Here is a 13,013-nt window from a genome sequence, read left to right as displayed (position 1 = left end):
GGCAGAAACAGGATCAAAGATGGATGACAGCCAGGTCCAGTCGGCCGTAATCCCCCTCGGCGTGTTCACCTCTGGGTGGGACATGATGGACTTTCATCACCTGGTCCCCTTGCAGAGTTTCCAGATGAATATCGAAGCCCCAGAGGCGATGCAGGTGTTTGAGCACTTCCTCGGTGGACTCGCCCAGCGGTTTGCGGTCGTGTTGCTGGTGACGCAAGGTCAGCGAGCGGTCACCACGCCGGTCGATGCTGTAAATCTGCACGTTGGGTTCACGATTACCGAGGTTGTACTGCGCCGCCAGGGTTTCACGGATGATGCGGTAGCCACCTTCGTCATGAATGGCCGGGACCAGCAGATCGTCCTTCTGGTCGTCATCAAGAATGCTGAACAACTTCAGGTCACGGATCACCTGGGGTGACAGGTACTGCAGGATGAAGCTCTCATCCTTGAAGCTGCTCATGGCGAACTTGATGCTCGACAGCCAGTCGGTGCCGGCAATCTCAGGGAACCAGCGGTAGTCCTCTTCGGTCGGGTGTTCACACATGCGGCGAATGTCCCGGTACATGGCAAAACCCAGGGTGTAGGGGTTGATGCCGTTGTAGTAGGGGCTGTCGAAGCCGGGTTGATAGACCACGCTGGTGTGGGACGTCAGAAACTCCATCATGAAGCCGTCGGTCACCAGGCCTTCGTCATACAGGTCGTTCATCAGGGTGTAATGCCAGAACGTGGCCCACCCTTCGTTCATCACCTGCGTCTGACGCTGTGGATAAAAATACTGAGCGATCTTGCGCACGATCCGCACGATTTCCCGTTGCCATGGCTCCAGCAGCGGTGCGTGTTTTTCGATGAAGTAGAGGATATTTTCCTGAGGTTCGGCGGGGAAGCGCGCGTTGTCCTTGTCGCTGTACTTGTCTGCACCTTTTGGAATGGTCCGCCACAGATCGTTGATCTGTTTCTGCAAATGCTCTTCCCGATCCTTTTGCCGGCGACGTTCTTCTTCGGCGGAAATCGGATACGGACGTTTGTAGCGATCAACCCCATAGTTCATCAGGGCGTGGCAGGAATCCAGCAGGTCCTCGACAGCGTCGATACCGTGGCGCTCTTCGCACTGCATGATGTATTGCTTGGCAAAGACCAGGTAATCGATGATCGAACTGGCGTCAGTCCAGGTGCGGAACAGGTAGTTGCCTTTGAAAAAGCTGTTATGCCCGTAGCAGGCATGGGCGACGACCAAAGCCTGCATGCAGATGGTGTTTTCTTCCATCAAATAGGCGATGCACGGGTCCGAGTTGATCACGATCTCGTACGCCAGCCCCATTTGGCCGCGACTGTAGGATTTCTCGGTGCTGAGGAAGTGTTTGCCATAGGACCAATGGTGATAACCCAGCGGCATGCCGACGGAGGCGTAGGCGTCCATCATCTGCTCGGCGGTGATCACTTCGATCTGGTTAGGATAAGTATCGAGCGCGTAGCGAGCCGCCAGGCGACTGATTTCTTTGTCGTAGGCCTGGATCAGCTCGAACGTCCATTCGGAGCCGGTGGAAATGGGTTGGCGCTTCTGCTCTTTGGCGGTCATGTCACTAACCTGCGCTGGAAGAGTTCACGGAAGACCGGATAGATATCTCCGGCCGAGACCAGTTGTTGCTGGGCAAAAGTGTCAGAGAAGGCTTCGGCGATGCGTTCGTACTCGAACCACAAGGCCTGATGTTCGCGCGGGGTGATCTCAACATAAGTGTAGTACTGCACGAACGGCATGATCTGGTTGATCAGAATGTCGCGGCAGATTGGCGAGTCGTCGTTCCAGTTATCGCCGTCGGAGGCCTGGGCGGCATAGATGTTCCACTCGTTGCTCGGATAACGTTCGGCCATGATCTCCTGCATCAGTTTCAAGGCGCTGGAAACAATGGTGCCGCCGGTTTCGCGAGAATAGAAAAACTCCTCTTCATCCACTTCCCTGGCACTGGTGTGGTGGCGGATGAACACGACGTCGATCTTGTCGTAGTTACGCTTGAGGAACAGATATAGCAGGATAAAGAAACGCTTGGCGATGTCCTTGGTCGCTTGGGTCATGGAGCCGGACACGTCCATCAGGCAGAACATCACCGCTTTGGAACTGGGGTTGGGTTGCTTGATGAGCAGGTTGTACTTGAGGTCGAAGGTATCGAGGAACGGTACGCGATGAATGCGCGCACTGAGCTTTTCGATTTCTGCTTCGACTTCCTGAATATCGCCGAAGTTGTCTGGCTCATCACGCTTGAGTCGCAGCAGTTCTTCTTTGGCTTCGCGTAATTTTGCCCGGCTGCTGCCAGACAGGGCGATTCGCCGTGCATGGGCCGAGCGCAAGGTGCGAATGATGTTGATCCGCGACGGATTGCCCTCGTTACTGATCCCGGCACGAACGGTCTTGAAGGTGTCGGTGCCGGTCAGGTTACGTTTGACCAGGTTCGGCAGCTCAAGGTCCTCGAACATGAATTCGAGGAATTCCTCCTGGGTGATCTGGAAGACGAATTCGTCCATCCCTTCGCCCGAGTTGCCGGCCTTGCCGGGGCCTCTGCCACCGCCACCTCCGGGCGGGCGGGCAATGTGCTCGCCGCTGGTGAATTCCTTGTTGCCCGGGTGCACGACGGTCTGCTTGCCACCGCGACCGTGGTGAAGCACCGGCTCGTCAATGTCGCGACCGGGGATGCTGATCTGTTCACCGTGCTCCATATCGGTAATGGAGCGCCGGCTGACCGCCTCTTCGACAGCCTTTTTGATGTGATCACGGTAACGCCGCAGAAACCGCTGACGGTTCACCGTGCTCTTGTTCTTGCCATTGAGACGTCGGTCGATCACATAGCTCATGACTGCTCCTTAGAAGCTGTCCTGAAAGGGGCGAGCGGTTATGCAGCATCGACGGTGCCAAGGGATGTTCACGCTCCCCCAAGCGCTTTTGGACGCTGCCTGAACCTCGCTACCGACTTTCGAACACCTTCCAGAGGTCTGTGTAACAGAAAATGCGTACACAGGCCTCTGGCTGACGACAACCGGTCTGACCGGCAGCGGGTTATTGTGATTTTCTGACCCGCAGATACCACTCGGACAGCAGTCGTACCTGTTTGTCGGTGTAGCCCCGCTCGACCATCCGTGTGACGAAGTCGTTGTGCTTCTGCTGGTCCTCTTTGCTGGCCTTGGCATTGAAACTGATGACTGGCAGGAGGTCCTCGGTGTTGGAGAACATTTTCTTCTCGATGACCACCCGCAGTTTTTCGTAGCTGAGCCAGGTCGGGTTCTTGCCGTTGTTATTGGCCCGGGCGCGCAGTACGAAGTTGACGATTTCATTGCGGAAATCCTTCGGATTACTGATGCCGGCCGGTTTTTCGATTTTCTCCAGTTCTTCGTTCAGCGCTACGCGGTTGAGGATCTCGCCGGTTTCCGGGTCGCGGTATTCCTGGTCCTGGATCCAGAAGTCGGCGTACAGCACATAACGATCGAAGATGTTCTGGCCGTACTCGCTGTAAGACTCGAGGTAGGCGGTCTGGATTTCCTTGCCGATGAACTCGATATAACGCGGTGCCAGGTACTCCTTGAGGAAGCGCAGATAGCGTTCGCGGGTTTCCGCCTGGAATTGTTCCTGTTCGATCTGTTGTTCCAGCACGTAAAGCAAGTGCACCGGGTTGGCAGCGATTTCGTGCGGATCAAAGTTGAACACCTTCGACAGGATCTTGAACGCGAAGCGGGTCGACAGGCCGTTCATGCCTTCGTCGACACCCGCGTTGTCGCGGTATTCCTGGATCGACTTGGCCTTCGGATCGGTGTCCTTGAGGTTTTCGCCGTCATACACGCGCATTTTGGAGTAGATGTTGGAGTTTTCCGGCTCTTTCAGTCGCGAGAGTACGGTGAACTGGGCAAGCATCTTCAGGGTGTCAGGCGCGCAGTGAGCCTTGGCCAGGGAGCTGTTGAACAAGAGCTTGTCGTAGATCTTCACTTCGTCGCTGACCCGCAGGCAGTACGGCACTTTGACGATGTAGATCCGGTCGATGAAGGCTTCGTTGTTCTTGTTGTTGCGGAAGGTGTGCCATTCCGATTCGTTGGAGTGGGCCAGCAGGATCCCGGTAAACGGAATCGCCCCCAGACCTTCGGTACTGTTGTAGTTGCCTTCCTGAGTGGCGGTCAGCAGTGGGTGCAGCACCTTGATCGGTGCCTTGAACATTTCGACGAATTCCATCAGGCCCTGGTTGGCCCGGCACAGTGCGCCCGAGTAGCTGTAGGCGTCGGCGTCGTTCTGCGGGAATTCTTCGAGTTTGCGGATATCGACCTTGCCGACCAGCGCCGAGATGTCCTGGTTGTTTTCATCTCCCGGCTCGGTTTTGGCCACGGCGATCTGGTTGAGGATCGACGGATAGAGCTTCACCACGCGGAACTGGCTGATGTCGCCGCCGAATTCGGCGAGGCGTTTGGTCGCCCATGGCGACATGATGGTGTTGAGGTAGCGCCGTGGAATGCCGAAGTCTTCCTCGAGGATCGCGCCATCTTCGGTGGCGTTGAACAGACCCAGAGGTGATTCGAATACCGGCGAGCCCTTGATCGCGTAGAAGGGCACTTTTTCGATCAGCTGTTTCAGCTTCTCGGCCAGGGATGATTTACCGCCACCCACAGGGCCGAGCAAATAGAGAATCTGTTTCTTCTCTTCCAGGCCCTGAGCGGCATGGCGGAAATACGACACGATCTGGTCAATGCATTCTTCCATCCCGTGGAAGTCTTCAAAGGCCGGATAGCGGCGGATCACCTTGTTGGAAAAGATTCGCGACAGCCTCGAGTTGGCCGAGGTGTCGAGGAGCTCCGGTTCACCGATGGCCAGTAACAGACGCTCGGCGGCGGAGGCGTAGGCGCTGCGGTCGCTTTTGCACAGCTCCAGATACTCTTGCAGCGAGAGTTCTTCCTGGCGTGTGGACTCGAAGCGTTGTTGGAAGTGGCTAAAGATACTCATGACGTCACCTCGCTCGATACGTGGAGCCGACGCCGGATCATTCAGTCGATGCTGGCAGCGACCGAATATGCAGTCGCTGTTTACCCCCCAGAACTCTTTCGAAGCTGACTACCCCGAAAGCTACTCCCGATGACCCGCGCGCCGGTGTACCGGCTCTCCCCTGTTTTGGATGGCCTGCGCTTAAGGATAGTTGGGAATTCGGGAGGTAAAGGCGAGATACGTAATTAGTTGTGGCAGACCGTTCGTCTGCCACCGCGCGAGCCCGCGGGGACCGGGGCTTGCGCGTTACAAAAAAATTATTCGGAAGTGCCTTGCGCCGTTTCCGAAGGGTAAGTCGTGCGCCACAGCTCAAAACCGCCATCCATGCTGTAGACGTCGGAGAAGCCCTGACTAATGAGGTACGCAGCGGCACTCTGGCTGGAATTGCCGTGGTAGCAGACGACCACGGTCGGTGCATCGAGGTCGGCAGCGCGGATGAAATCCGAGATGGAGTGGTTATCCAGATGCTTCGAGCCGGCGATGTGCAGCGCGGCAAAGGTCGCTGGGTCGCGAACATCGACCACCACCGCGCCTTGTTCGCGCAGGGCCTGGGCCTGTTCTGGGGGGATACGTTTGAATTCGCTCATGGCGGGCTCCTGTGGCTCGGCTGAAAGCGCAGTCTAGCGCGGGGCGCTTGCTGACGATGGTTCGGGGATAAGTGTGGCGACTTGCGGCAGGACAAGGCCATGCTCGTCGCATTTGCAAGACAGGCGTTCACCGCTGTCGACATTCATGAGGGTCAGGGCGCCACCCCAGACACAACCGGTGTCGAGGGCCGAGATGCCTGGCTCATTGCATCGGCCTTCCAGAGCGGCCCAGTGGCCGAAGATGATCTTCAGGCCCTTGGTCTTGCGCTCTTTGTGCTGAAACCAGGGTTTGTAGCCCGGTGGCGCATTGTCGAGGCCTTCCTTGCTTTTGAGGTCAAGCTTGCCCTCGGCGGTACAAAACCGCATGCGGGTGAAATAGTTGGTGATCACCCGCAGGCGTGTCACGCCTTTGAGGTCGTTGTCCCATTTCGCCGGATCGTTGCCGTACATGCCATCGAGGTAGGGCGGCAACAGGTTGTCATCGCGCAATGCCGTCTCGACTTCGGCGGCATACTTCAAGGCCTTGCGCAGTGACCACTGGGGCGGAATACCAGCATGTACCAGGGCGACATCGCGCTGTTCGTCGTAGTGCATGAGCTTTTGCTGACGCAGCCACTCCAGCAGTTCCGCGCAATCGGGCGCTGCGAGAATCTCGAGCAGGGTGTCGGACTTCTTCAAGCGTTCGATGTTTTTCCCGGCAGCCAGCAAGTGCAGGTCATGGTTGCCGAGCACGCACACCAGCGATTCGCGGATGCTATAGAGGAAGCGCAAGGTGTCCAGAGACTGTGGACCACGGTTGACCAGATCGCCGACCAGCCACAGACGATCCCGTGTCGGGTCGAAGGCGACTTGCTTGAGCAGACATTGCAATGCTTGAAGGCAGCCTTGCAGATCGCCGACGGCGTACGTTGCCATCAGTGTAGGGCTCCGGGCACCGCCAGGCGGAATGGGGCGATGATGGCGTCGAAGTGTTTGCCGTCGTCGGCAACCATTTCATAAGTGCCCTGCATCGTGCCGACCTTGGAGGTCATGACGGTGCCGCTGCTGTAGGTATGGCTTTCGCCCACCTCGATCAACGGTTGCTGGCCAACAACGCCGGCTCCGCGAACCTCTTCGACATGCCCGTCACCGTCGGTGATCACCCAGTGCCGCGACAACAGTTTGGCCGGTAGCTCGCCATTGTTGTGCACGGTGATGGTGTAGGCGAAGGCAAAGCGGTTTTGCTCGGGTTGCGATTGTTCTGCCAGATAGCGGGTGACGACGCTGACGTCGACCTGGTAACGAGGATCGGACATGCAAGAGGCCTTAAACGAAGCGGAACGCGGGGCGTAGCTGATAGAACTCAGTCTAGGCCAAGTATCGGGTAGTAAACCAGACATGAAGGCTGGTGTCCTACCCGATAACGCTCATTGCCTGTCAGTCGGCGGCGGGCGTCTGTAGGACTTGTTCGCTGAGCTTGTCGGCCAGGCGCACGAAGGCGGCCAGATCGAGCTGTTCGGGGCGCAGGCTGCCATCAACGCCGGCGGCTTCGATTTCAGCGTTGCTCAGCAGCAGCTTGAGGGTGTTGCGCAGGGTCTTGCGGCGCTGGTTAAAGGCTTCGCGCACGACACGCTCCAACAGCTTGTGATCCTTGGCCGGGTGCGGCAGCACCGCGTGAGGCACCAGGCGCACGATAGCCGAATCGACTTTGGGCGGCGGATTGAACGCACCCGGGCCAACGTTGAACAGATGTTCAACCCGGCAGTGATACTGAACCATGATCGACAAGCGACCCCAGTCACCACCACCGGGGCCTGCTGCCAGGCGCTCGACCACTTCCTTTTGCAGCATGAAATGCATGTCGCGAATCAGACTGGCGTTATGCAGCAGGTGAAAAATCAACGGCGTAGAGATGTTGTACGGCAGGTTGCCGACCACCCGCAGGCTGTTCGGCGCAGCGTTCAGGCTGGTGAAGTCGAACTTCAGCGCGTCGCCCTGATGCAGGTTGAAATTGCTCTTGCTGGCAAATTGCTGGTTGAGGATCGGGATCAGATCCTTGTCCAGTTCCACCACGTCCAACTGGGCGCCGCTGTTAAGCAGGCCTTGAGTCAGCGCACCCTGGCCAGGGCCGATTTCCAGCAGACGGTCTTCGGGCTTGGCGTGGATGGCGCGCAGGATGCGGTCGATAACGCCGGCATCGTGCAGGAAGTTCTGGCCGAAACGCTTGCGCGCCCGGTGTTGGTAATGCTCGGTCATAAACGGGTCTCGGCCATCTGGTAGGCGGTTTCCAGGGCGACTTGCAGGCTGCCGGTATCGATTTTTCCGCTGCCGGCCAGGTCCAGGGCAGTGCCGTGGTCGACCGATGTGCGGATGATCGGCAAGCCGAGGGTCACGTTGACTGCCGCGCCGAAGCCTTTGTACTTCAGCACAGGCAGGCCCTGGTCGTGGTACATCGCCAGCACTGCATCGCAGTGCTCCAGATACTTGGGGGTAAACAGAGTGTCGGCGGGCAGGGGGCCACGAAGGTCCATTCCTTCGCCGCGCAGGCGCTCTAATGTAGGTTCGATGATGTCGATTTCTTCATGGCCCAGGTGTCCGCCTTCGCCGGCATGGGGGTTGAGCCCACATACGAGGATGCGTGGCCGGGCAATGCCGAATTTTTCTTGTAGATCCGCGTGCAGAATTCGCGTGACCCGTTCCAGACGCTCCGGCGTGATCGCATCGGCAATCTCGCGAAGAGGCAGGTGAGTGGTAACCAGCGCCACACGCAAACCGCGAGTGGCGAGCATCATCACCACTTGGGCGGTATGGGTCAGGTCGGCGAGAAATTCTGTGTGCCCGGAAAAGGCGATCCCGGATTCATTGATCACGCCCTTGTGCACAGGGGCCGTGATCATGCCGGCAAAATGCCCGTCCAGGCAGCCTTGGCCAGCTCGGGTCAGGGTTTCCAGAACGAAAGCCGCGTTGGCCTTGTCCAGTTGCCCGGCAGTGACCTTGGCGTTGAGCGGTGTATCCCAGACATACAGGCTGTTGGCTGGCGCGGGTACATCCGGCCAGTTGTCCGGGGTGACCGGCAGCAAATCGACAACCACACCCAGCTGCACGGCCCGCTCAAGGAGCAGGTCGTGGCTGGTAATGGCAATCAGGGGATGTGGCTGGGCTTGCGAGGCGAGCAGCAGGCACAGGTCAGGACCTATGCCGGCCGGTTCGCCGGGTGTCAGCGCGAAACGTTTGGGTTTCACTGCGTTGCCTGGTCTGCACCAGGGAGTTTGATCTCTACGTACGCTTCGTCACGGATCTGACGCAGCCAGGTTTGCAACTCTTCGTCGTATTTGCGGTTACGCAATACGGTCATTGCTTGCTGCTCGCGGGCCTGGGTGGTGCTGTCAGTGGCGCGACGGCCAAGGACTTCCAGCACGTGCCAGCCATATTGGGTCTGGAACGGCTTGGACAGCTGACCTTGCGGAGTCTTGGCCATCACTTCGCGGAATTCAGGCACCAATGCATTCGGGTCGATCCAGTTCAGGTCGCCACCGTTGAGGGCGGAACCCGGATCTTCCGAGAAGCTTTTCGCCAGTTCGCCGAAATCTTCGCCCGCTTCGATACGGGAGTAGAGCGATTGAGCCAGGGCTTTGGTTTTTGCTTCGTCGCGGATCGGACTCGGTTTGACCAGGATATGACGCACGTGCACTTCATCGCGTGTCTGGGTCTCACCGCCACGCTTATCGAGGATCTTCAGGATGATGAAGCCGCCCGGTGTGCGCATTGGCTGGGTAATGTCGCCGACAGCCATGGTGCTCAGCATGCGATCGAACGGAGGTGGCAGTTGACCGGCTTTACGCCAGCCCATGTCGCCACCTTCCAGTGCGGTTTCGCTGGCGGATTTGGCGATTGCCAACTGACCGAAGTCAGCGCCTTGCTTGAGCTGCTGGTAAACCGCGTCTGCCTGCTTGGCTGCATTCTGAATCGCGTCGGAGTTGGCGCTTTCCGGCGTAGGAATCAGGATGTTGGCCAGGCGGAATTCTTCGGACAGCTGCATTTTGCCAAGGTCGGAAGCGAGGAAGTTCTTCACTTCCTGTTCGGAAACCTGGATACGCTCGGCCACACGACGCTGACGCACACGGCTGATGACCATCTCGCGGCGAATCTGGTCGCGGGCGTCTTCATAAGACAGACCGTCGCGAGTCAGGGCGGCGCGGAATTGATCCACGGACATGTTGTTGCGCTGGGCAATGGTGCCGACAGCCTGGTTCAGTTCTTCGTCGGTAATGCGGATACCGGAACGTTCGCCGATCTGCAGTTGCAGGTTTTCGACGATCAGACGTTCAAGTACCTGCTGATCCAGCACGTTGGCCGGCGGTACGGCAGAACCACGCTTGGCGATGGTTTGCTGAACTTCATGAACACGTTGGTCCAGTTGGCTCTGCATGACCACGTCGTTATCGACAATGGCCACCACTTTATCGATGGACTGTACCGCGGCGTTCGCCGCGGTACCCAGGAACAACGCGCCCAACACTAGCGGGCGCAGACAATCAGAAAGCTTGGTCTTCACGTTCACGATAACCTTGGATGCCTTTGTCGAGGAAGCTCTCTACTTTGGCGCCGGTGAGGCCGCCGAGACCTTTCAGAACGATTTGTAGGAAGACGCCGTGGTCGCCTTTTTCGTTTTGCGGAGCGTCCTGGCTAAATTCGTCGTAGTCGACGAAGTAGCGGTTGATCAAGCGCAGTTTCCAGCAGCAGTTGTCGTACTCGAAACCACCAAAGGCTTCCAGGGTACGGTTACGGTTGTAGTCATACTGCCAGCGGCTGATGGCGTTCCACTGCGGCACGATCGGCCAGATCACCGAGAAGTCGTGCTGTTTGATTTTGTAGTAATCCTTCACGTAGCCAGGCTGGCCAGGGGTGCCGTAGTCACCACCGCCGACTTGCCACTTACCGGTGTTCTGGTCGTAACGGACCTGGTCATTGCGATAGCGATAGCCGGCGTTGATGACCTTGTTCGGGTTGTCTTCAGGCTGGTAGTGGAACATCGCGCTGCCCGAGCGAGGGCTGCGGCTGTCCGGGTCCCAGTTGTAGTCGGCCGTGGTGCGCCAATCGCGGTTCCAGCGGTATTCGTATTCCAGTGCATAAGGCGAAACGTTGGCATGCGCATCGTCGCGGGTTTTGGCATCGATCCCTGGCAACTGGACTTCGCGGTCCTTGAAGTACAAGGCCTGGCCGACGCTAATGCGTTGACGTTCGAAACCGTTTTCTTCGATCCAGCGGTTGGTAATACCCAGGGACAACTTGTTCTCGTCGCCGACGCGGTCGGAGCTGGAGAAGCGGTTGTCGCGGAACAGCGACGCGTAGTTGAAGGTGTACTCGCCGGTGTCGAATACCGGAATGTCGCTCTGATCCTTCTCTGGAACATAGAGGTAGAACAGGCGCGGTTCCAGGGTCTGGCGATAGTTCTTGCCGAACCAGGTGGTGTTGCGATCGAAGTACAGGCCGCTGTCGATGCTTGCGATCGGCACTCCACGGTTCTGGTTGCTGCTAAAGGTGCCGTTGAGTCGATCACCTTCAGCGGTCTGATTGGCAATGTCGGCTTTACCCTGGCCGTCGAGATCCAACTGGTACTGGGTGTATTGGTACTTGAGCGACGGCTTCAGGAAACCATAAGTCCAGTCCAACGGCAGGCTGACACCTGGCTTGAGGTTCATACGGTCGCCGTTGGCCCGTGCAAGGCCGGTCACGTTGGTGTCCAGGCGAGGCGACAGGTTGCCGTCTTCATCGGAGAACTGACCCGTTTCCAGGTCACGATCAAAGCGCACGAGTTCTGTTTCGTAATCGAAATTCAGACCGCCCGGGTGCGTAGGCAGCTGACCGTTGAAAGTGATCTGCGGCAAGCGGTCGTACGGCGTGATGTTCGATACGGTCGCCAGCTGATAGGCCTGGGCGTTGAGGCGAGCGGTGTAGCTGTCGCCCCGATAGCTCACAGAACCCTGCTGGTTCACGTAATCGGCACTTTTCACACCGATCTGATCAGTTTGCAGATCCTGGAAGTAGTAAGGATCGCTGAGCTTGGTGTAGTCGACTTGCGTGAAGACACGCGAGTCGAGACCGCCCTTGTGCTGCCAGTTATACATGTAGCGGTTTTTTTGGTAATCGGTCTGCTTGCTGCGATCGGTGTCTTCGTCGTTGAGGTACGCGGCGCCGAACTGACCTTCGCTGGACGGGGTCAGGTAACGGAACTCGCCTTCCATCAACAGCCCGTGCTTGCTCATGTAGCGCGGGTACAACGTGGCATCGTAGTTCGGTGCCAGGTTGAAGTAATACGGTGTGACCAGCATGAAGCCGGTATCGCTGCCGGTGCCGATGGTCGGCGGCAGGAAGCCGGACTGGCGACGGTCGTCGATCGGGAAATAGATGTACGGCGTGTACAGAACCGGAATGTCCTTGACCCGCAGTGTCACGTTGGTCGCGGTACCGAAGCCGGTGGCCGGGTTCAAGGTGATGTTGTTGCCCTTGAGCTGCCAGGCGTTGCTGTTCGGTTCGCACGTGGTGTACGTACCATCCTTGAGGCGAATGATCGCGTTCTCGGCACGTTTTGCGTACAGCGCATTACCGCGGATACGGGATTTGTGCATCACGTATTCGGCGTTGTCGACCTTGGCTTCACCAGTGTCGAGCTGCACGTCGGCGTGGTCGCCCACGATCAGTGCGCCGTTGTCGCGAACACGGACGTTGCCGCTCAGTTCGCCACGGCTCTCGGCTTGGTAGAGGTTCGCTTCGTCGGCTTCGACCTGCATGCTGCCCTGACGCATGACCACGTCACCCGCCAGGGTCGCGACCTGCTCATCCTGCTTGTAGCGAGAGGCTTTGGCGCCAAGAAAGGTCGGAGTGTCACTTTTATTCGTCTTGTCATTCATGCCAGGACGAATCGGTTCGATATAGGAACCAGAGCAGTAAGGACCGGTTTCGGCCAATTGCGCTGCAGTGAGCTTCTCGCGCGGAACCCAATCGAGGTGACTGTAGTCTTCGCTACGCGACTTCAGGCCGCGGCCCTTGGATTCGGTCACCAGCACAGGCTTGGCGCCGGTGTCTTGACTGGCACCGCTGTCAGCCGGAGTCTCGCCGCTCGTGCTTACCGCCGCACTGCCGTCATGGACGGGGCGAGGTGGCAGCGCAGCTGCTGGAGATTTTGGCGCACAGTTCCAGGCACCCGAAGCAGAGACTGAGCAGTCATACTGTTCCGCGGCGACCACGAACGAAGTGGCTAGAGGTTGCAGGGCCAGCAGACTGCCGGTAACCAACAACGGAAATTTTTTACGAAACGCGGGGGATTTCAATGCCATCTTATTAGTCCGGGCTTCCTGCGTGCCATCTGCCCGCGGTGTGGGCCGCACGCCTCTCGATGGTCTGAAAAAGATGCTGGATAATAAAGCATGACCCGCTTG

At 58.1% G+C, this 13,013-nt stretch carries 10 protein-coding genes; all 10 read right to left on the bottom strand.

All coding sequences use genetic code 11. The features are described 5' to 3' along the window. Positions 1-13: 13 nt before the first annotated feature. The 10 genes from E3W21_RS13975 to E3W21_RS13930 all read right to left on the bottom strand — a co-directional run bounded on the left by E3W21_RS13975 (position 14) and on the right by E3W21_RS13930 (position 12,911). The gene (locus E3W21_RS13975) at positions 14-1,576 is read right to left on the bottom strand and encodes a SpoVR family protein (protein ID WP_129440697.1); all 1,563 of its coding nucleotides are present in this window, start codon (positions 1,574-1,576) and stop codon (positions 14-16) included. Continuing rightward, the gene (locus tag E3W21_RS13970; protein ID WP_033056219.1) at positions 1,573-2,844 is read right to left on the bottom strand and encodes a YeaH/YhbH family protein; all 1,272 of its coding nucleotides are present in this window, start codon (positions 2,842-2,844) and stop codon (positions 1,573-1,575) included. The genes E3W21_RS13975 and E3W21_RS13970 overlap by 4 nt, the downstream gene beginning before the upstream one ends. A gap of 202 nt (positions 2,845-3,046) precedes the next feature. Then, positions 3,047-4,969: a PrkA family serine protein kinase gene (locus tag E3W21_RS13965; RefSeq protein ID WP_033056218.1), complete on the bottom strand. Its 1,923-nt coding sequence runs from the start codon at positions 4,967-4,969 to the stop codon at positions 3,047-3,049. A gap of 296 nt (positions 4,970-5,265) precedes the next feature. Continuing rightward, complete coding sequence (gene glpE / locus E3W21_RS13960) at positions 5,266-5,595, bottom strand: thiosulfate sulfurtransferase GlpE (RefSeq protein ID WP_008147200.1); 330 nt, start codon at positions 5,593-5,595, stop codon at positions 5,266-5,268. A gap of 33 nt (positions 5,596-5,628) precedes the next feature. Continuing rightward, a complete protein-coding gene (locus E3W21_RS13955) occupies positions 5,629-6,510 on the bottom strand; it encodes a symmetrical bis(5'-nucleosyl)-tetraphosphatase (RefSeq protein WP_134420450.1) in 882 nt (293 codons plus the stop codon). Beyond that, a complete protein-coding gene (gene apaG, locus E3W21_RS13950) occupies positions 6,510-6,890 on the bottom strand; it encodes a Co2+/Mg2+ efflux protein ApaG (RefSeq protein ID WP_008147202.1) in 381 nt (126 codons plus the stop codon). Before apaG ends, E3W21_RS13955 begins: the two co-directional genes overlap by 1 nt. A 121-nt stretch (positions 6,891-7,011) precedes the next feature. Then, complete coding sequence (gene rsmA, locus E3W21_RS13945; protein WP_033056215.1) at positions 7,012-7,830, bottom strand: 16S rRNA (adenine(1518)-N(6)/adenine(1519)-N(6))-dimethyltransferase RsmA; 819 nt, start codon at positions 7,828-7,830, stop codon at positions 7,012-7,014. Further along, positions 7,827-8,816, bottom strand: a complete 990-nt coding sequence (gene pdxA / locus E3W21_RS13940; protein ID WP_134420448.1) for a 4-hydroxythreonine-4-phosphate dehydrogenase PdxA — start codon at positions 8,814-8,816, stop codon at positions 7,827-7,829. The genes rsmA and pdxA overlap by 4 nt, the downstream gene beginning before the upstream one ends. Then, on the bottom strand, positions 8,813-10,129 hold the full coding sequence (gene surA / locus E3W21_RS13935; protein ID WP_134420446.1) for a peptidylprolyl isomerase SurA: 1,317 nt from the start codon (positions 10,127-10,129) through the stop codon (positions 8,813-8,815). The genes pdxA and surA overlap by 4 nt, the downstream gene beginning before the upstream one ends. Beyond that, entirely contained in the window at positions 10,110-12,911 is a 2,802-nt protein-coding gene (locus E3W21_RS13930; protein WP_134420444.1) for an LPS-assembly protein LptD, read from the bottom strand. The genes surA and E3W21_RS13930 overlap by 20 nt, the downstream gene beginning before the upstream one ends. Between the last annotated feature and the right edge of the window lie 102 nt (positions 12,912-13,013).

It is taken from the genome of Pseudomonas sp. F01002, assembly GCF_004402115.1.
Lineage (GTDB): Bacteria > Pseudomonadota > Gammaproteobacteria > Pseudomonadales > Pseudomonadaceae > Aquipseudomonas > Aquipseudomonas frigoris.
This window is presented reverse-complemented; position numbering and strand designations above follow the sequence as displayed.